At 45.0% G+C, this 18,327-nt stretch carries 21 protein-coding genes; 15 read left to right on the forward strand and 6 right to left on the reverse strand.

All coding sequences use genetic code 11. From position 1 onward, the window contains the following. Window positions 1-18: 18 nt before the first annotated feature. Genes atpE (DW015_RS06220) through DW015_RS06230 form a run of 3 tightly spaced genes read right to left on the reverse strand, consistent with a single transcriptional unit; the run spans window position 19 to window position 1,226 of the window. Window positions 19-237 carry an ATP synthase F0 subunit C gene (gene atpE / locus DW015_RS06220; protein ID WP_022288193.1) on the reverse strand — a complete coding sequence of 73 codons (219 nt, stop codon included), beginning with the start codon at window positions 235-237 and terminating at the stop codon, window positions 19-21. Window positions 238-284: 47 nt separating this feature from the next. Continuing rightward, window positions 285-503, reverse strand: coding sequence for an ATP synthase F0 subunit C (gene atpE / locus DW015_RS06225; protein WP_022288192.1), 219 nt, complete (start codon window positions 501-503; stop codon window positions 285-287). 27 nt (window positions 504-530) lie between these two features. Further along, window positions 531-1,226, reverse strand: coding sequence for a F0F1 ATP synthase subunit A (locus DW015_RS06230; RefSeq protein ID WP_022288191.1), 696 nt, complete (start codon window positions 1,224-1,226; stop codon window positions 531-533). A 275-nt stretch (window positions 1,227-1,501) separates the two neighbouring features. On the opposite strand from DW015_RS06230, the gene DW015_RS06235 reads away from it, so the two are divergent. Then, window positions 1,502-2,407, forward strand: coding sequence for a LysR family transcriptional regulator (locus tag DW015_RS06235; RefSeq protein WP_117904925.1), 906 nt, complete (start codon window positions 1,502-1,504; stop codon window positions 2,405-2,407). A 279-nt stretch (window positions 2,408-2,686) separates the two neighbouring features. On the opposite strand, the gene DW015_RS06240 is transcribed toward DW015_RS06235, so the two are convergent. Together DW015_RS06240 and DW015_RS06245 are read right to left on the reverse strand one after the other, a co-directional pair. Further along, window positions 2,687-3,586, reverse strand: a complete 900-nt coding sequence (locus DW015_RS06240) for an FAD-dependent oxidoreductase (protein ID WP_117904927.1) — start codon at window positions 3,584-3,586, stop codon at window positions 2,687-2,689. Between the two features lie 72 nt (window positions 3,587-3,658). Continuing rightward, window positions 3,659-4,111: an Rrf2 family transcriptional regulator gene (locus tag DW015_RS06245; protein WP_117904929.1), complete on the reverse strand. Its 453-nt coding sequence runs from the start codon at window positions 4,109-4,111 to the stop codon at window positions 3,659-3,661. A 282-nt stretch (window positions 4,112-4,393) separates the two neighbouring features. On the opposite strand from DW015_RS06245, the gene DW015_RS06250 reads away from it, so the two are divergent. Genes DW015_RS06250 through DW015_RS06280 form a run of 7 tightly spaced genes read left to right on the forward strand, consistent with a single transcriptional unit; the run spans window position 4,394 to window position 8,490 of the window. Then, a complete protein-coding gene (locus DW015_RS06250; protein ID WP_117904931.1) occupies window positions 4,394-5,620 on the forward strand; it encodes a PLP-dependent transferase in 1,227 nt (408 codons plus the stop codon). Window positions 5,621-5,632: 12 nt separating this feature from the next. Next, window positions 5,633-6,496: a 4Fe-4S binding protein gene (locus tag DW015_RS06255; RefSeq protein ID WP_038672496.1), complete on the forward strand. Its 864-nt coding sequence runs from the start codon at window positions 5,633-5,635 to the stop codon at window positions 6,494-6,496. After that, on the forward strand, window positions 6,489-6,734 hold the full coding sequence (locus tag DW015_RS06260; protein ID WP_022288185.1) for a sulfurtransferase TusA family protein: 246 nt from the start codon (window positions 6,489-6,491) through the stop codon (window positions 6,732-6,734). Before DW015_RS06255 ends, DW015_RS06260 begins: the two co-directional genes overlap by 8 nt. Continuing rightward, complete coding sequence (locus tag DW015_RS06265; RefSeq protein WP_117904933.1) at window positions 6,734-7,051, forward strand: thioredoxin family protein; 318 nt, start codon at window positions 6,734-6,736, stop codon at window positions 7,049-7,051. Before DW015_RS06260 ends, DW015_RS06265 begins: the two co-directional genes overlap by 1 nt. Before the next feature lie 13 nt (window positions 7,052-7,064). Then, window positions 7,065-7,271 (forward strand): sulfur carrier protein ThiS, encoded by a 207-nt coding sequence (gene thiS / locus DW015_RS06270; RefSeq protein WP_117904935.1) that lies wholly within the window; start codon window positions 7,065-7,067, stop codon window positions 7,269-7,271. Continuing rightward, window positions 7,271-8,083, forward strand: coding sequence for a thiazole biosynthesis adenylyltransferase ThiF (thiF, locus tag DW015_RS06275; RefSeq protein ID WP_117904937.1), 813 nt, complete (start codon window positions 7,271-7,273; stop codon window positions 8,081-8,083). The genes thiS and thiF overlap by 1 nt, the downstream gene beginning before the upstream one ends. After that, the gene (locus DW015_RS06280) at window positions 8,080-8,490 is read left to right on the forward strand and encodes a M67 family metallopeptidase (RefSeq protein WP_117904939.1); all 411 of its coding nucleotides are present in this window, start codon (window positions 8,080-8,082) and stop codon (window positions 8,488-8,490) included. Before thiF ends, DW015_RS06280 begins: the two co-directional genes overlap by 4 nt. A 170-nt stretch (window positions 8,491-8,660) precedes the next feature. Here the strand turns inward: DW015_RS06280 and DW015_RS06285 are convergent, their stop codons facing one another. Continuing rightward, window positions 8,661-9,938 carry a glycoside hydrolase family 5 protein gene (locus DW015_RS06285; protein ID WP_117904941.1) on the reverse strand — a complete coding sequence of 426 codons (1,278 nt, stop codon included), beginning with the start codon at window positions 9,936-9,938 and terminating at the stop codon, window positions 8,661-8,663. 256 nt (window positions 9,939-10,194) lie between these two features. Here DW015_RS06285 and DW015_RS06290 point away from each other — a divergent pair, with 256 nt between their 5' ends. The 7 genes from DW015_RS06290 (at window position 10,195) to DW015_RS06320 (ending at window position 18,152) form a co-directional block, all read left to right on the forward strand. After that, entirely contained in the window at window positions 10,195-11,364 is a 1,170-nt protein-coding gene (locus DW015_RS06290; protein ID WP_117904943.1) for a cation diffusion facilitator family transporter, read from the forward strand. A gap of 277 nt (window positions 11,365-11,641) precedes the next feature. Next, window positions 11,642-11,845, forward strand: a complete 204-nt coding sequence (locus DW015_RS06295; RefSeq protein ID WP_022288179.1) for a DUF1858 domain-containing protein — start codon at window positions 11,642-11,644, stop codon at window positions 11,843-11,845. Between the two features lie 75 nt (window positions 11,846-11,920). Then, on the forward strand, window positions 11,921-12,592 hold the full coding sequence (locus DW015_RS06300) for a class I SAM-dependent methyltransferase (protein WP_117904945.1): 672 nt from the start codon (window positions 11,921-11,923) through the stop codon (window positions 12,590-12,592). A 23-nt stretch (window positions 12,593-12,615) separates the two neighbouring features. After that, window positions 12,616-13,101 (forward strand): hypothetical protein, encoded by a 486-nt coding sequence (locus DW015_RS06305; RefSeq protein ID WP_117904947.1) that lies wholly within the window; start codon window positions 12,616-12,618, stop codon window positions 13,099-13,101. Then, complete coding sequence (locus DW015_RS06310) at window positions 13,085-13,846, forward strand: Nif3-like dinuclear metal center hexameric protein (protein ID WP_117904949.1); 762 nt, start codon at window positions 13,085-13,087, stop codon at window positions 13,844-13,846. The genes DW015_RS06305 and DW015_RS06310 overlap by 17 nt, the downstream gene beginning before the upstream one ends. Before the next feature lie 16 nt (window positions 13,847-13,862). Then, window positions 13,863-15,614, forward strand: a complete 1,752-nt coding sequence (locus tag DW015_RS06315; protein ID WP_117904950.1) for an NFACT RNA binding domain-containing protein — start codon at window positions 13,863-13,865, stop codon at window positions 15,612-15,614. Between the two features lie 300 nt (window positions 15,615-15,914). Next, window positions 15,915-18,152: an NPXTG-anchored protein gene (locus DW015_RS06320; RefSeq protein ID WP_147338140.1), complete on the forward strand. Its 2,238-nt coding sequence runs from the start codon at window positions 15,915-15,917 to the stop codon at window positions 18,150-18,152. The last annotated feature ends 175 nt before the right edge of the window (window positions 18,153-18,327 follow it).

Below are 18,327 nucleotides of genomic sequence, written 5' to 3' on the forward strand. Positions count from 1 at the left end.
TAAAGATGTTTTGTTTTATTACTTCAGGAAGAAGATGATAAGGATAGCTACGATAAGACCGTAAATAGCGGTCGCCTCTGCAAGTGCGCAGCCGAGAAGCAGCGAGCTTCTTATATCCTTTTTAGCCTCAGGCTGTCTTGCGATAGACTCTGTTGCCTTTCCTGTTGCAAGACCTATTCCGATGCCTGCGCCTATTCCTGTAATAACGGCTACAGCCGCACCAATTGCTACTAACATGATATATACCTCCGTTTTTATTCTTTTACTTTTCTACGCTTATTCTCTTACTTCAGGAAGAAGATGATAAGGATAGCTACGATAAGGCCGTAGATAGCTGTTGCCTCTGCAAGTGCGCAGCCGAGAAGCAGTGAGCTTCTTATATCCTTTTTAGCCTCAGGCTGTCTTGCGATAGACTCTGTTGCTTTTCCTGTTGCGATACCTATTCCGATACCTGCTCCTATTCCTGTAATAACGGCTACAGCCGCACCGATTGCTACTAACATAGATCATACCTCCGAATTTCTGTTATCTTAGTCATCGTCCTCTATTGCTTCATTTATGAACAGGGACGTGAGGAACACGAAAACATATGCCTGAATGAAGCCGTCGAAAATATCAAAGTATGCCGAGAATGCCAGCGGTATCACTATCGGGCAAACGGCGTCGATAAGCTCCATGATGATATAAGACGCAAGCACGTTTCCGAAAAGTCGCATACAAAGCGACAGCGGTCTGATAACAAGCTCCATTACATTCAGCGGAGCGATTATCGCCACAGGTTTGGCAAAGCTTTTCAGCCAGCCCTTTGTTCCCTTTGCTCTTATTCCTGCAACCTCCACAAGCACAATGCTCATGATCGCAAGTCCTGCGGTAACATTCAAGTCTTTTGTAGGCGGTGTAAAGCCCAGCAGACCGATGATGTTCGCAAAGCCTATGTAGATAATGACAGTCGCAAGGAACGGAAAATACGCCATACCCTTTTCTCCAAGCTGTTCTCTGAAGAAATCTCTGAGAAAGCCTACGAATGATTCAAGCATCATCTGTTTCCTGTCAGGGATAAGTTTAAGGTTTCTTGTGAGAAGTATTGAAGCTATCACAAGTATCGCCATTATTATCCATGTTACCACGCAGGACACAGGAACGGGTATGCCTCCGAAAATCGGTATCCTGAAAGCTACTTTGTTTTGCATAGCCTCGGAAAGATTTTCGGAAATTCTCTCCAGCATTTTATCACCTCCAAAAAAATAAAACCAATAAGAATGCCGGCCTCATAAGGGTATAACAAGGTCTACACCGTTTACCCCCAGCGGTCGAATGCAATCGTCATTGATTTTATCATGATAAAACTATTTTTTGTATGCGTCCCCCTATGGGCGCAGTGATGTAAGACTTGCTTTTTGTCTACGAATATATTATAATACAATCATAAGCATATGTCAAATAGATATTTTCTATTGTAAACATACTCATAGTGTATGGATAGAGAGGAGAGAAACGGTTTATGAGAGAGATAAATTTCGAGCATTACAAAATATTCTATTATGTGGCAAAGTTCCAGAACATAACAATGGCGGCGAACTATCTGTTTTTGTCGCAGCCGAGCATAAGCCGATGCGTAAAAAATCTTGAGGACGAGCTTGGGTGTAAACTTTTTGTGCGGTCAAAAAAGGGTGTAGAGCTGACAACGGGCGGAGAGATGCTCTTTAAGCATATATCCATAGCCTGCAAGCATATATTCTCGGCAGAGGAGGAGCTTGCGCTGATAAGCGAGCGTGACAGGGCAATAGTAAGGCTTGGAGGAAGCGAGGTGGCACTGCAAAGCTTTCTTATCGACCGCATTGTAGAATTTCACAGAGAACACCCGAAGATACAGATAAAGATAGACAGTATGTCCACCCCTGACGCTATAGAAGCTTTGAGGGCAAATCTAATAGACGTGGCGGTAGTTACCTCGCCGTTTTCGGATAAAACGGGGCTTAACATAAATGTGATAAAGAAGCTTCAGGATATTGTTGCCGCAGGAAACGGTTTTTCCTATCTTAAAGACAAGGAGATATCCCTGCATGAGCTTGTGAAATATCCGCTTATCTGTCTTAAAAACACCACCACCACCCGAAACTATCTTGACCATATATTCAGGCAGCACAATCTGCTTTTGCGACCTGATATTGAGCTTACGTCCATAAACTTTGTAATGCCAATGGTAAAGAACAATCTTGGCATAGGCTTCATGCAGTATGCGACCACCAAGGCGGAGATAGAGGCAGGGAACATTTTCAGGGTGAACACAAAAGAGCAGATACCGCCAAGGAGCATCTGTGCGGTGACGGCTTCCCAGTATGAAACTCCGGAGCCTGTTCAGAGGTTTATAGACAGCCTGCTTGAAAAGGAAAGCGTGAATATATAAAAGCAATTTGGGGCGTTGGTGACAGCGTCCTTTTTTGCGGTTTACGCACAACGTTTGGCACATTGTTTCAAACACTATACGGCACGTCTACACAAATTCGTGATAAAACCAAACCTTGCCGCCCCCAGAGCGGGCTGTCGAGGGCGCCAGCCCCTACATTTATACCTGCAGTTTCTACTGCCGCAAAATCGCTGTCGCCCTTTGCGGGGGTTACTTTGTATAAGGATATAGAAAAAGCGGTGCAGAGTTTTACGCTCCGACACCGCTTTGTTTTGCTTTTTACAGCTCCATTATATATTTTTCCGCAGAAGAAAGTGCGTTTGCACCGTCTGCCGCTGCTGTTATTACCTGTCTGAGAGGTGTAGTACGGACATCTCCTGCCACAAAAAGACCCTTTGCAGTGGTGATCCCGTCCTCTCCTGCTTTCACATATCCGCTTTCGTCAAGCTCGCAAACGCCCTCTAAAGCTTGTGTATTCGGCACGCTTCCGATTGCGCAGAACACTCCGTTCACGGCAATGTTCTTTTCCTCGTCGTTTTGCGTATAGGTAACGCCCTCTGCATTTTCGCCCCCTGTTACCTCTTTTATAACTGCACTCATAACAGGCACGATATTATCTGTTTCAGCGACCTTTTTCTGCAAAGCCTTATTTGCTCTGAACTCGTCACGTCTGTGGATAAGGTAAACAGTCTTTGCAAGCTTTGAAAGATAAAGTGCGTCACCAAGTGCAGTATCTCCTCCGCCCACAACAGCCACAACTTTATCCTTATAGAAGAAGCCGTCGCACACTGCGCAGTAAGAAATGCGCTGTTTCTCACCGCCTGCCACGTCAAGATGACGATATGAAGTGCCTGCGGTGTAAATAACAGTTTTTCCTTCTTTTACAGAGCCGTCCTTGAATGTGACCTTCCAGCCCTCGGCTGTTTTCTCAAAGCTCTCAGCCTCACCCTCGTAAAACTCAGCACCAAGAGTTTCAGCCTGCTCTCTGAACTTTTCCCCCAGGTCATAGCCGTTTATGCCGTAAAGACCCGGGTAGTTTTCAACTCTGTCTGTAACAGATATCTGACCTGTACCCATGTAGTCCTTTTCGCACACCAGTGCGGAAAGCATTGCTCTGCCTGCATATATCGCCGCAGTAAGCCCCGCAGGACCACTGCCTATTATTATAACGTCATACATAAAAAACACATCCTTTATATATAGTATACACTCTCTGTCCCTAATTATAAAATGAAAACCGACTTTTGTCAATCAGATATAATACATAGGCTCTGAAACGTTCTCTCCTGATTCTTTATTATAGAAGTCAACAAGCTGTCTGAGGGTTACAGATTCTGTGTAGCTTTTCAGCTTGTTCTCTAATTTCAGCCATATAAAATCGTCAAGCACCTGTGCAAATTCTGTGTTTTCGTCATTTACTACCGCAACATCGCTTCCAAGCACCGATGGGTCGAGAGCATCGATTATCTCTTTGAGTGTTATCTTCTCCGGCTTTTTGTTGAGTATATATCCGCCCCTAGAGCCTTTTATGCCTTTTATGAGCCTTGCCTGCCTCAGAGAAGTAAGCACCTGTTCAAGATATTTTCCTGAAAGTCCACGCCTTTCTGCCACGCTGTATACTGTCACTGTTTCGCCGTTTTCTGAGTTCATTGCAATGTCTGCAATGGCAATTATGCCACATTCTACTTTTGTTGAAATTTTCATTTCTGCACCTCCCTGAGCAAACAAATATTGTCTGCTCTCATGCTTTTTATACTTATCCTATTATTCATAGTAATCCTATCAGCATAATATATTTTATACTTTTTTGAGCAAACTGTCAAGAGTTTTCGTAAAAATAAGGGCATATTTTAAAAGAAATGTTAAATCTATAGTAATCCTATTGACTTTATATGATTTATGTTGTATAATATCTACAGTAACAAAGAACATCGCACCTTGACAGGCGGTGATAGCTATATAATAAGAAAACAGGGGGCGTTTCCTTTGAAATTCAATACAAAATTGCTCCATGGCGGATTTGAACCTGAGAAAACAACAGGCTCAACGCTCACTCCCATATATCAGGTGAGTGCCTTTGCACAGGAGTCGGCTGAGCAGCTTGAAAAAGTATTCAATAATAAAGCACCGGGATATGCTTACACAAGAATAAGCAACCCGACAGTGGCGGCTTTTGAGAACCGAATGAATACCCTTGAAAAAGGTGTTGGTGCAGTGGCGTGTTCATCAGGCATGGCGGCTGTTACAATGTCGCTTCTGAACATTCTTGAAGCAGGGGATGAGATAATATGCGGCGCAGGTCTTTTCGGCGGTACTATCGACCTTTTCGGCGACCTTGCGGCATTCGGTATCAAGACCAAGTTCGTAAAGCACGTTACAAAAGAGGAAATAGCCCCTATTATAAATAGTAAGACCAAAGCGGTCTTTGCCGAGCTTATCGGAAACCCTAATCTTGAAATAGTTGATATAAAGTCGGTGGCTGACCTTGCCCATGAAAACGGTGCAGTGTTTATACTTGACAGCACAACGGCTACACCTTATCTTATAAATCCATTTGACTACGGTGCAGATATCGTTGTTCATTCCACGTCAAAGTATATAAACGGCGGCGGAAATTCCATAAGCGGCGTTATAATAGACAGCGGCAACTTCAAATGGGATCATGATAAGTTCAAGGGTCTGGCAGAATATAAAAAATTCGGGAAGTTTGCTTATATCTCAAAGCTGAGAAACGGCATATGGAGAAACGTGGGTGGCTGTCTTGCTCCGATGAACGCATTTATGAACAGCGTGGGACTTGAAACACTTGGTCTTAGAATGGAGCGATGTTGTCACAACGCTTTGAAGCTTGCGGAGTTTTTTGAAAGCTGTGAGGGCATTGAAGTGAACTATCCTGCACTGAAAACCAGCCCATTCTATGACCTTTGTCAGGAAGAACTTGGCGGCAAGGGCGGTGCTATACTCACTATAAGGGCAGGCTCCAAGGAAAGAGCATTCAAGCTTATAAACGGTTTGAAGCTTGCAACAAATGCAACTAATATCGGAGATACAAGAACGCTGGTCATACACCCTGCAAGTACTATCTACGCTCACGGAAGCGAGGAGCAGAAGATAAACGCAGGCGTGTTCGGCGACACAATAAGGATAAGCGTCGGAATAGAGGACGCATCGGATCTGATCGAGGACTTTAAACAGTCCATAGAAAAACTTTAGGAGGAATTTACTATGGCAGTTGACTACGCAACACTTAAAAAAGGCGGTTTCATGCGCCAGAAGCAGAAGAATAATTTTTCACTCAGACTTAGAGTTGTGGGCGGAAACCTTACGGCAAAACAGCTTGCAACTATTGCAGAGGTGTCTGATAAATACGGCGAGGGCTATGTTCATCTTACATCACGTCAGAGCGTTGAGATACCTTTTATAAAGCTTGACGATATTGACGAGGTAAAGGCGGCACTTGCAAAGGGCGACACAGAACCGGGCGTGTGCGGGCCGAGAGTAAGAACTATCACAGCCTGTCAGGGCGCTGCGGTCTGTCCAAGCGGCTGTATAGATACATACGCTCTTGCAAAGGAGCTTGACGAAAGATATTTCGCAAGGGAGCTTCCTCATAAGTTCAAGTTCGGCATCACAGGCTGTCAGAACAACTGCCTTAAAGCGGAAGAAAATGACGTTGGTATCAAGGGCGGCATAAAGGTAGAATGGCGTGAAGCTGATTGTATCGGCTGCGGCGTGTGCGTAAAGGCTTGCCGTCAGGGTGCGCTTACAATGGAGGACGGAAAGATAGTCCTTGACAAAGAGAAGTGCAATTTCTGCGGACGCTGCTTTAAGGCTTGTCCTACAGAAGCGTGGGATACTATCCACGGCTATATAGTTTCATTCGGCGGACTTTTCGGCAACCATATCAACAAGGGCGAAACTGTTATCCCATTTATCGAGGATAAGGAAACTCTTATGAAGATATGCGATACCGCTATACAGTTCTTTGACGATAACGCAAAAGCTGGCGAAAGATTCAAGTTCACTATCGACAGAGTGGGCAGAGAGAAATTTACAAATACTATACTGGAGGTTTATAACAATGGCTGATTTTAAAATAGACGATACAGTGGATATCACCACAGTGGTTTGCCCGACAACATTTGTCAAGGCAAAGGTAGCTCTTGAGGAGCTTGACGACGGACAGATCCTTTCCATTAAGATGAATGACGGCGAGCCTGTTCAGAACGTTCCAAGAAGCATTAAAGAAGAGGGTCACAAGATATTGAAGCTCATTGACAATGAGGACGGCACTTATGACCTTATCGTACAAAAGGTGGGAGATTAATGTCAGTAAGAGCAAATAAGGATACTTTCGAGAGCGAGATAAACGAGGCAGGAAAGCTTGTTATCGCAGATTTCTATTCAGATTCCTGCGTTCCGTGTAAGCGAATGTCACCGCTTCTTGCGGAAACTGAGGAGGAGAACCCTGAGGGCATAAAGCTTGTGAAGCTCAATATTAACTTTGACGGGGAAACTGCTCAGAAGTATAACGTCACAAGCGTTCCGACACTTGTGTTCTTCAAGGACGGAGCGGAAAAAGCAAGACTTACGGGAACTGTAAAGAAAGCACAGCTTGCCGAAACAATAAATTCAATAGATTAAGGAGAAATGTATCATGACTATAACAGTATCAGGCAATAAAAAGGACGTTGCAGAGGGACTTACAGTGGCACAGCTCGTTATCGACGAGAACGTTGAAACACCACAGTACGTTACAGTAACTATCAATGACGAATTTGTAGAGAGCGGTGCTTTTGAAAGCACAGTTCTTAAAGACGGTGATGTTGTAGAATTTCTTTACTTCATGGGAGGCGGACAGTAATGGCATTTACAGACGAACAGCTCGAGCGTTACTCACGCCACATCATTCTTAAAGAGGTTGGCGCAAAGGGGCAGAAAAAGCTCCTTAACGCAAAGGTTCTTATAATAGGCGCAGGCGGACTTGGCGCACCTGCCGCTATGTATCTTGCCGCAGCAGGCGTTGGCACTATCGGCATTGCAGACGCAGACGAGGTGGATCTCTCAAATCTGCAAAGACAGATCATTCACACAACTCAGGACGTTGGCAAGGCAAAGGTCCTTTCCGCAAAGGAAACAATGGAGGCTATCAACCCTGACGTCAAGGTGAATACATATCGTACTTTTATCGACAGCGAGAACATCATGGATATAATCAAGGACTATGATTTCGTTATCGACGGCACTGACAATTTCCCTGCAAAGTTCCTTATTAATGACGCCTGCGTAATGGCTAAAAAACCATTTTCACACGCCGGTATCATCAGATTTAAGGGTCAGCTCATGACCTATGTTCCGGGTCAGGGACCATGCTATAGATGCGTGTTCAAGAACCCACCTCCGAAGGACGCTGTTCCTACTTGCAAGCAGGCAGGCGTTATCGGCGCAATGGGCGGCGTTATAGGAAGTTTGCAGGCAATGGAAGCTATCAAGTATATCCTTGGTGTCGGAGAGCTTCTCACAGGCTATCTGCTTACTTATGACGCACTTAAAATGGAGTTCAGAAAGGTAAAGCTCCCACAGGATACAAAGGGCTGTGCAGTTTGCGGCGAAAACCCTACTATCACAGAGCTTATCGACTATGAACAGGCAGAATGTGACGGTGTACATCTATGATAAAACTAAGCAAAAGCGATTATGAAAAGATACTGCACCACGCTGAAAGCGAGCTTCCAAACGAAGCCTGCGGTCTTATCGGCGGAGTAAAAGAGGGCAGTGACAAGATAATAAAAAAGGTCTATCTTCTCACGAACATAGACCACTCAAACGAGCATTTTTCTCTTGACCCTAAGGAGCAGCTTGCTGCTATCAAGGACATGAGAGCGGAGGGACTTGTTCCTCTGGGCAACTGGCACTCACACCCTGAGTCACCTTCTCGTCCCTCAGACGAGGATAAGCGCCTTGCTTATGACAAGACAGCAAGCTATATGATACTTTCCCTTATGAACAGAGATGAGCCTGTACTCAATTCTTTCCATATCGAGGGAACAGACTCCGCAAAGGAAGAGCTTGTGATAGAATAGCAAAAAGTAGGGGCGAACAGTGTTCGCCCGTTGGATTTGCGCAATGGCATAATAAAAGCAGTCCCCGTGAAAAGGTACTGCTTTTTTGTTTGTGTCTTATGAAATGAGAGGGGCGAATTGCGGGCGAACGCTGTTCGCCCCTACAGATGTGTCAGCATATTTGTGTGGACTTATGAAGCCTTTGCACTCTTTCTTACCTCTGTGTAGCCTGCCGGTGACGGGATCTCATAATCGTCTGTGGAGTTTATGGCTCTCATCATGCCTGCGATAAGGTCAGGCTGTGTGATAGTGTAGTCAAATCTGTTTATGATGCCAAAGCCCTTGTTGCCGTTGTAGCCGTTGTCCCAGTATACACAAACAACGCCGTTTTTCTTTGCCGCCTTGATAAGATATTCAGCCCAGTAGCGTCTGAACTCGTTGTAGTCTGCAAACTTTTCAGTCTTGTCCTGCGCACCAAATTCGCCGATAACAACAGGATAACCTTGACTTACAAACTTCTCGTTAAGAAGTGCCATTTGGCTGTCAACATAATCCTCCTGACCCCAGTTGTCATAATTCTTTACCGCATATTTGCCCCACTGAGTTCTTGCGGTCTTGTTCTCGTCAATAGTGAAATTGAATGGGTCATAATAGTGAACTGATATCATGATACGCTTGCCGTCAGCCTTGCAGCCGTTGTCGGTCGGTATCTTGAAGTTGTAATCGTCACCTGCTGTGTATTCGATATTGGTGTTCCAACCAGGGAGAAGCAGCCAGCGTTTTTCATTGTTTGAACCTGTGGCTCTCACTGAGTCAACGAATATCTGATTGTATGCGTTGATGTTATCATAAGCATTGGCGTCAGGCTTGCCGTAATCGTTGTTGAATTCCTCGTTCATGGACTCGAAGATAAGGTGCTGGTCATAGTCCTTGAAACGGTCTGCTATCTGAGTCCAGACCTTGCCGTACTTGTCCTTTATCTCGGTCTGCTTGTCATCGTCTTCAGCACAAAGCAACCAACTGTGGTCAACTGTGTAATATCCGTCACCATGCATATTAACTATAGCGAACATATCGTTGTTAACAACATAGTCAACGACCTCCTGAACTCTGTCCAGCCAGTCAGTGTCTATCTTGTAGTCAGGACCGTCGCCTATCATGTCAAGATAAGAAACAGGTATTCTTACTGTCTTGAAGCCCTGCGCCTTTATAGTGTCGATAAGCTCTTTGGTTATCTCAGGGTTGCCCCAGCAAGTTTCGCTGGGAAGTCCGCCGCTGGAAGCTTCAAGCTGATTGCCTAAGTTCCAGCCAAGCCCCATGGCTTCTGTTATCTGTGTCTGGTCAAGCTCCGTCCATTTTTTTGCAGTGTCTTTTGCCTCGCTGTCGGAGTTTTTTCCGCAGCCTGCCACAGCCGCTGTCATAACTCCTGCCAGAAGCAGAGCCGCAGCTCTCGATATGAATTTTCTCATTTTTTATATAACCTCTTTTCTTTTTGCGTATGTAAACGATTAACGCTAATGACTATTATAGCACACTGCACAAATTTTTTCAATAGCGAAAAGAAAATTTTATTATGTGGTTGAAATGAGAAATAAATGGCTGCATATCGCCTGCTGCGGCGAATATCCATATAAATAAGCATTTGCACTTGATTTTGTAATATTATGTGTTATAATAGTAGATAAACTTATAAGTTTACTTTGGTAAACAAAAGGGGATATTCATATGGCAGCACTTCTTGTAAGATTATTCATAAAAGACAGAGATAACGTGAAAGATAAAAACGTCCGAAAAAAATATGGCTACCTGGGCTCATGTACTGGTATAGTCCTTAATATCATGCTTTTCCTCGGTAAGCTTATTGCAGGATTTGTGTCAGGTGCTGTGTCCGTTATGGCGGACGCTTTTAACAACCTTTCTGACGCAGGCTCGTCTATAATGTCGCTGGTGGGATTTAAAATGGCAGCCAAAGCCGCAGACGAAGACCACCCCTTCGGTCATGGCAGAATGGAGTATATCTCAGGTCTTGTCATTTCGTTTATTATTATGATGATGAGCATTGAGCTTGGAAAATCTTCTTTTTCAAAGATCTTTGCCCATGATAAGCTTGCTTTCTCGGTAATGACCTTTGTGATACTTGCCTGCTCTGTGGCTGTGAAGCTTTGGATGTGGTATTTCTATAGAAAGCTTGGAAAAAAGATAAACTCTACCTCGCTTTTCGCCTCTGCCGCTGACAGTCTTTCCGATTGCGCCGCAACAGGAGCTGTTATGCTTGCAATGGTATTCTCTGCGTTCACAGGAATAAACATAGACGGCTATATGGGCGTTCTCGTTGCTCTCTTTATCTTCCGCTCAGGCTTTATGACCTGCAAAGACAGCGTTTCGCCGCTTCTTGGCTCAAAGCCCGATAAGGAGTTCGTTCAGGATATTGTTGATACCGCAATGAGCTTTCCTGAGATAATCGGTATCCATGATCTGCTCATACATGATTATGGCGTAGGGAATACCGTTATCTCCTTTCATGCTGAAGTGCCATGCGAAATGGACTTTATGGCGGCTCATGAGCTTATAGACGATCTTGAGGATAGCATGAAAGAAAAATATCACTGCGCAGTGTCTATACATATGGATCCGGTGGCAGATCATGACGAGCAAACTATCGAAACTAAAAAGATAGTAACAGACGTTGTGAAGTCTATTGATCAGTGCTTGTCAATACACGATTTCAGAATGACAAAGGGAGAAAACCGTGAAAATCTTATTTTTGACGTGGTAGTGCCTTTTGATTTCAGACTTTCAGACAGCGAGGTAAAAGCAAAAATATCAAAACGGCTCACAGAATTTGACGGAAGATATAACGCTGTTATAAATGTTGATAAGGGCGATACATTATAATATATAAGGCAACACCGCACAAAGCCCGCCTGACGGCTTTGCACGCCATCTGCTTGCAGATTTTCCGTCATATCACACAAAAATCCCTTGACATACGACAGTATGCCTGCGGAATTTTTATGCAATCTGACAAAAAATCTGACTACGCATCTGACGCACAATCTTTGTGCGGTATTGCCTTAAAAAAGACTTGCTTTTTTTCTCAGGATTGGTTATAATATAGGTATAACGCAAAGCGTTTGCAATGCGTGGTCTATCATGATAGGAGGAATATAAAATGGCATTCACAGTTACAAAGGATACTATTATAGGCGATATAATGGACGCTGATGAGAATACAGCACCATACTTTATGGAAATGGGTATGCACTGTCTGTTCTGCCCTGCGTCAAGAGGCGAAACTCTTGAAGAGGCTTGTGCTGTTCATGGCGTTCCTGTTGAGGAAATGCTTGAAAAGCTCAACAAGCATTTTGCAGAATAAGCGTTTGGAACTATTTTCGCCGCCCAGCCGCCTTTTCAGGGGGCGAGCGGCGATTTTTTTCTTTGGAGGAAAGCTTTGGATAAAAGACTTGTGACCTGTGCAAAGCTTTGTACGGGAGATTTTGTATGTGATGTGGGAACAGATCATGGTTATCTGCCCTGTTTTATGATAAAGGAAAATATGTGCAAAAAGGCTCTAGCTTGTGATGTTGCACCAATGCCGCTAAAGTCGGCTGAGGAGCATATCAACCGTGAGGGGCTTTCAGACCGCATTGGAACGGTGCTTTCAGACGGGCTTGACAATGTTCCCCAAGAGGGCATAACAGACGTTGTTATGGCAGGCATGGGCGGTGAGCTTATTGCAAGGCTGCTTGAAAAATGTCCGTGGGTGAAAAACAGCGTAAACCTCGTTTTACAGCCTATGACAAAGTGGGACGTGCTTAGAAAGTGGCTTTATGACAACGGCTTTGAGGTGAAAAAAGAGCTTGCCTGCACAGAGGGGCAGTTTGCATATTCTGTCATGCAGGCGGTGTATACAGGCAAAATGCCGTCCTATGATTGCGACGACAGATATTTGCAGTTCGGCTTTGTTGAGCCTGAGGGCGAGGGAAAAGAGTATATCGCAAGGCAGGCAAAAAGAATTTTTGTTGCAGGCAGCGGAATGATGAAGTCCGAGGACAAAAAGGAGCTGGGTGAAAGGCTCGTTAAACTTGCACAGAGCGAGCTTGAAACGTTGAAAAAAATATGATACAAAAAAACATGGGGGCAAAAATGAAATTTCTGAAAGCTTTAGGGATAGGTATAGCGACTCAACTTTCCGTAACGATACTGTCAGTAATTCTGTTGCTTGCATTCTGCTCCGTAAGTCCCGGCGGCGCAAGCGTGATATTAAGCGGCGTTGTTGCTTTGGGTGCGTATATAGGTTTTTATTTTAAATTTAAGAAACCAAACGTGGGCAAAGCCTTTTACTGGCTCAGCTTTACATTTATTCCGCTTGTTATACATACCATTGTTATGGCTTTTGTCTATACTCGTTGCGAAAAAGATGTGGCAGAGGCTTTGTCGAGAGGCACATGGTTTCCCGGACTCAACTATCTGCCCTTTGTCGCTATGATGCCTGCATTGGTGGTTATCGCAGTGACAACATTCATCACGGGCTTTTACGAACTTCTTGACGCAAAGATCAAGGACAGAAATACCCCTGACAGCACATCGGATATAAAAAAAGGAGCTGACAAAAATGACGACAGTTTATGATATTTATAGTTTTATAGAGGATATAGCCCCATACCGCCTGCAGGAGGGCTATGACAACAGCGGTCTTAACGTGGGGGAAATGTCCGCTGAGGTAAGGAGCGTGCTTGTAGCACTGGATTGCACCGCCGAGGTGGCAAGAGAGGCTTGTCAGCGCGACTTTGACCTTGTTCTCACCCACCACCCTGTTATTTTCAGAGGGCTAAAGACCCTTGTGCCGAACGATCCTGCGGTCATACTTGCGGCAGGGGGAAAGAACGCTCTTTCCATGCACACAAATTTCGACTCCGCAGAGGGCGGAATGAATGACGTGCTTTGCAAAATGCTGGGTCTAAAACCCGAGAGCGCTTTGCATGAGGAGCATGGCGTTGGCTGTGGATATGTCTGCAAATGTGACGGCATGAACGTCCGTGAGCTTGCACAGAGAGCGAAGGACGTTCTCGGCTGTAGGGTAGTCCGTTTCAGCGGCGGCGAGCGTGAGATAAGGCGTGTGGGAATATGCTCAGGTTCAGGCGGCTCGTTTTTGGCTGACGCCGCAGAAAAGGGCTGTCAGGTGCTTTTGACAGGGGACGTGAAGCATGACGTTTTTATAGACGGCGAGAATATGGGCATTTCTGTTATAGACGCAGGTCATTTCTATACGGAAAATATCTTCTGCGAGTTTATCGCTGGTGAGCTGAGAAACAAGTTCAGTGATCTGAGAGTAGAGATAGCCGTAAGCAACAGGGATATAGTTGAAGTAATATAAAAAGCAGGTAAGTAAAATGGCATTGGACGGAATTTATCTGAGCTTGCTCAGAAAAGAATTTGACCCTCTTATCGACGGCAGGGTGGATAAGATACACCAGCCCTCACGAGAGGAGCTTATAATGACTATCCGCACTAAAGAGGGTGCGCAGAAGCTTATGTTCAGCACAGGCGCAGGCTCGGCAAGGGTGCATATTACAACGGCGGATATAGAAAATCCGAAAACACCGCCTATGTTCTGTATGCTCATGAGAAAGCATCTTGCAGGAGGCAGACTCACTGCCATTAGGCAGGACGGCTTTGAGCGTATACTTTTCTTTGACTTTGAAGCCACCAACGAAATGGGCGACAGGGTGAAGCTCACACTTGCGGCGGAGATAATGGGCAGGCGTTCAAATCTTATCCTATATCGTGAGGACGGCAGGATAATAGACAGCATAAAGCGTGTGGGACAGGAAATGTCATCAGTGAGAATGGTTCTTCCCGGTGCGCAGTATACTTTGCCCCCAAGAGAGCAAAGGCTGAATCTTATGGAATGTACAAAAGAAGAATTTCTTGCAAAGATAGCCGAAAATCCTGCGGTGGAGCTTTCAAAGGCAATAATGAAAACGCTGGAGGGCATTTCGCCAGTGTTCGCAAGGGAAGCTGTGTTCTTTGCGGCAAGGGGTGCTGAGATAACAGCCGAACAGCTAAGCGGAGACACTGCGGACAGGCTGTGGTTTTATTTCTCGAAAGTCCGTGACAGCATAAATGACGGCACTAACGTCTACACGGTGCTGAAAACAAAAGAGGGTAATCTCAAAGATTTCTGTTTCTGCGATATTGCACAGTATGGTGCGCTCATGGTGACAAAAAGCTTTGAGTCGCCAAGTGTTCTGCTGGACTATTTCTATGCGGAGAGGGACTCCCTTTCAAGAATAAAGCAGAAAGCCAACGACCTTTTCAAGCTTCTTATAAACACCTCCGAGAGAACTCAAAGGCGTGTGCAAAATCAGCGTGAGGAGCTTAAAGAGTGCAAGGACAGGGAAAAATACCGCATTTACGGTGACCTTATCACTTCAAATCTCTATGCGCTCCAAAAGGGCATGGCGTATGCCGAGGTGCAGGACTTTTATGACGAGAATTGCCCTACAGTGAAGATACCACTTGACAAAAGGCTTACGCCAACACAGAACGCTCAGAAGTATTATAAGGAGTACAGAAAGCTCGACACCGCAGAGAAAAAGCTCACTGTGCTTATTGCAGAGGGCGAGCAGGAAGTCAAGTATCTGGATTCTGTTTTCGATTCTCTAACGAGGGCGCAGACGGAGGGAGATATAGCCGAGCTTCGTGAGGAGCTCTTTCAGGAGGGCTATGTAAAGCGTTCAAAGTTCAAGGGCAAGCCTCCAAAGGCTCTGCCGCCTATAAGATACCGTTCTTCTGACGGATATGAAATAAGGGTAGGCAGGAACAATAAGCAGAACGACCTCCTCACCTGCAAGGAAGCAGAGAAAACTGACCTTTGGCTCCACGTCAAGGATATCACAGGAAGCCACGTTATCGTCACCTGCGACGGGGAAATGCCACCTGACAGGACAATAGAGGAAGCGGCAATAATCGCCGCCTGCAACTCAAAGGGAAGAAATTCCTCCAGGGTGGACGTTGACTACACTTTCATAAGAAACGTGAAAAAGCCAAACGGCTCAAAGCCGGGCATGGTTATTTTTACAAACAACTACACTATCACTGTCAAGCCTGACACGGAGCTGGAGGAGAAACTGAGGGTATAGCCTAAAACTATATCCAACAAAGTTTCAGTCTATGAGTTTATGAAAATGCCACAAAAACGGCGTTGTATCGGACTTATTAGTGGTGTAAAAAGGTTATTGAATAATCCATAGCAATATGGTATAATTATCATGATGTGAATATTAAGAAAGCACAGTTTGAAAAGTTGTTAGCTGAGTAGAGCGTGTCAGGGCAAAAGCCTTGCCGTCAGGGAAGCAGGTCCAAATCCTGCACAACCGCCATTACTGTGTTTGACAGGCTTTTTGTGCGCTGTCATAAGTCAGGTATCTGCTGTGTTTTCGTTGACTATTTCTGTCTTGGGCGATGAAGATGACGGTCTGCTTTATCGCTGTGCAGGCAGTAAAGCGGATAGAATGCTTTTTCGTTTCGGCGGAAAGGCATTTTTTGCTGTGGTCGGGGTGTTCATAAAAAGTGCATTGACGGCGGAACAGTGTGTATCAACGAAAGGACAGAAAAGAATGAAGAAGAAAATTTTGAGAACAGCCAGCTTTGCTCTTGCGACTGCTCTTAGTCTGAGCGTGTGTGTAAGCGCATTTGTTTCAGACGGAACAAACAACAATGTAACAACATCGGTCCTCCCTGACAGTGCGGATAACGCAGTGCTTAACTGGGCAACTAAGGTAGGAAAAAGCTGGAACGATGGTCCGTCGCCTGTGGCTATCGTTGGAGATTATATCGTTTATACATCCGGCGACAAGCTCATGAGAATGAACAAGGAAACGGGCGTTGTGGATTCAGTAGTTGGACAGCGAGCAGGCACAAACAGCTACGCTATCCAGCCTGTTACTTATGCAGACGGCATGATATTCTCAGCCTTTAACGGCGGAATTCAGGCATTTGACGCTGACACCCTCAAGTCGCTGTGGGTATACAAGGACAGCGTGGGTGGTCAGTCTGTAAGCCCTATCTACTATAATGACGGCTGTATCTACACAGGCTTCTGCAACTATGGTTCAGGAAAAGACGATCAGTATGTTTGCATAGATGTTAAGGACGAAGATCCTGACACAACAGATGAAGAGAAGTCACCAAAGTGGACATTCACAAACAAAAGCGGTTTCTATTGGGCAGGCGCATATGCAACTGATGATTTTGTTGTCCTCGGCATGGAAAATGCAAAGGCAAACACTACTGATCCTGCAAGAATAGTTACTCTTGACAAAAACTCAGGAAGCGTTATAGATACTGAGTATACAGTAGGCGGAGGAGTAAGAAGCACTATTTCTTACGATAAGGATACAGACGCTTATTATTTCACATCTAACGGCGGCTATTTCTATAAGGCAACAATAGACGATGAGGGCAATTTCACAAAGCTTGACAGCATCCCACTTGGTGGCGCAAGCACATCAACTCCTACAGTTCTTAACGGAAGAGCTTATGTTGGCGTAAACGGCTCAGGCTGGGGCAACTATAAGGGCAGTGCTATCGCAGTTATCGACCTTGACAGTTTTGAGATAGCATACAAGGCAGAAACAAAGGGCTATCCACAGACATCAGGTCTTGGCGTTGTGAATGAGAACGGCTATAACTATGTTTACTTCTCAGAGAACGCATCAGCAGGCGCTATCCGCTATGTAAAGGATAAAAAGGGCGTAACAGAAGTTCTTGACGCTCAGATAGTAAACGGAAAGAAAACAGCACCGTCACTTTTCACGCCAACGGGCGCTCAGGCACAGTACGCTATAGCTGACCTTGTTGCAGACGAAAACGGCACTATCTACTTCAAGAACGATTCAGGCTACATAATGGCTGTCGGCTCAGAGGTGGAAAAGCTTGTGACCGAGAATGCTAAGACAGTATGCAAAGAGGGCGAAGCTTATGACGCTTCCGACTTGAAGGTTTACGCAGTTCTCAAAAATGGCGCGAAGAAAGACGTTACAGATTATGTGACTATCGACGATACAGCTCTTACAGCAGACGATGATTTCGTTACTGTTACATACAAGTATGGTATGTACAGAGATAAGACAAAAGAGGGTGCTGCAAACACAACAGGCGTTGCCGTTTCACCTGTTGAAGCAACTATTGACGTAACAGTTCTTGCAGCAGAGGATTATGACAGCGTAAAGGCTGTTGAGAAGCTTATCAGTGATCTTGGCGAGATAACACTTGACAGCGAGAATGACATCAAGGCAGCAAGAGTCGCTTATGACGCTCTTGGCGACCTTAAGGAATATGTAGGCAATGTTGACGCTCTTACGGCCGCAGAGGAAAAGCTTGAAGAACTCAAGACACCAAGCTCTTCATCAGAAGCAGAAAGCTCTGTAAGCTCATCTGACGTATCTTCCGAAAGCACAGTATCTTCTGCAAACTCTGAGGATACATCTTCTGCCACTTCATCAGCCGCAGAGTCAGTAAGCAGTGCTGACACATCAAAGGCGGCTGACAGCTCATCAAAGACAGCAAATAACGCAGGTGCGGCTAACCCTAACACAGGTGCGACAGCAGGCGTTTGCGTAGCAGGTCTTGCGCTTCTTATCAGCGGAGCTCTTACAGTTTCAAGAAAGAGAAAGTAAATAATTAAGACAATTAAGATATAAGTTATTTTGCAGGATACTCGCCCTCTATTTTCAGGGGGCGGGCATTTTCTGTGATATGAAAAGTGAGAATATTATGAAAAAGCATACACAAAAAAACAGGCAAATAATAATGCTGTCAGCAGCGGCGTTTTTTATCGCAGCGGCTTTTTTG

Origin of the sequence: Ruminococcus sp. AF37-20 (assembly GCF_003460465.1) — a bacterium.
Taxonomy (GTDB): Bacteria; Bacillota; Clostridia; order Oscillospirales; family Ruminococcaceae; genus Hominimerdicola; species Hominimerdicola aceti.

Coding starts and splice junctions, on each gene's coding strand:
- DW015_RS06260 (WP_022288185.1), top strand. CDS start 6,489: ATGGCTGATTTTAAAATAGACGATACAGTGGATATCACCACAGTGGTT.
- DW015_RS06240 (WP_117904927.1), bottom strand. CDS start 3,586: ATGTATGACGTTATAATAATAGGCAGTGGTCCTGCGGGGCTTACTGCG.
- DW015_RS06315 (WP_117904950.1), top strand. CDS start 13,863: ATGGCATTGGACGGAATTTATCTGAGCTTGCTCAGAAAAGAATTTGAC.
- DW015_RS06255 (WP_038672496.1), top strand. CDS start 5,633: ATGGCAGTTGACTACGCAACACTTAAAAAAGGCGGTTTCATGCGCCAG.
- DW015_RS06280 (WP_117904939.1), top strand. CDS start 8,080: ATGATAAAACTAAGCAAAAGCGATTATGAAAAGATACTGCACCACGCT.
- DW015_RS06290 (WP_117904943.1), top strand. CDS start 10,195: ATGGCAGCACTTCTTGTAAGATTATTCATAAAAGACAGAGATAACGTG.
- DW015_RS06245 (WP_117904929.1), bottom strand. CDS start 4,111: ATGAAAATTTCAACAAAAGTAGAATGTGGCATAATTGCCATTGCAGAC.
- DW015_RS06265 (WP_117904933.1), top strand. CDS start 6,734: ATGTCAGTAAGAGCAAATAAGGATACTTTCGAGAGCGAGATAAACGAG.
- DW015_RS06235 (WP_117904925.1), top strand. CDS start 1,502: ATGAGAGAGATAAATTTCGAGCATTACAAAATATTCTATTATGTGGCA.
- atpE (WP_022288193.1), bottom strand. CDS start 237: ATGTTAGTAGCAATTGGTGCGGCTGTAGCCGTTATTACAGGAATAGGC.
- DW015_RS06230 (WP_022288191.1), bottom strand. CDS start 1,226: ATGCTGGAGAGAATTTCCGAAAATCTTTCCGAGGCTATGCAAAACAAA.
- thiF (WP_117904937.1), top strand. CDS start 7,271: ATGGCATTTACAGACGAACAGCTCGAGCGTTACTCACGCCACATCATT.
- DW015_RS06305 (WP_117904947.1), top strand. CDS start 12,616: ATGAAATTTCTGAAAGCTTTAGGGATAGGTATAGCGACTCAACTTTCC.
- DW015_RS06295 (WP_022288179.1), top strand. CDS start 11,642: ATGGCATTCACAGTTACAAAGGATACTATTATAGGCGATATAATGGAC.
- thiS (WP_117904935.1), top strand. CDS start 7,065: ATGACTATAACAGTATCAGGCAATAAAAAGGACGTTGCAGAGGGACTT.
- DW015_RS06285 (WP_117904941.1), bottom strand. CDS start 9,938: ATGAGAAAATTCATATCGAGAGCTGCGGCTCTGCTTCTGGCAGGAGTT.
- DW015_RS06310 (WP_117904949.1), top strand. CDS start 13,085: ATGACGACAGTTTATGATATTTATAGTTTTATAGAGGATATAGCCCCA.
- atpE (WP_022288192.1), bottom strand. CDS start 503: ATGTTAGTAGCAATCGGTGCGGCTGTAGCCGTTATTACAGGAATAGGA.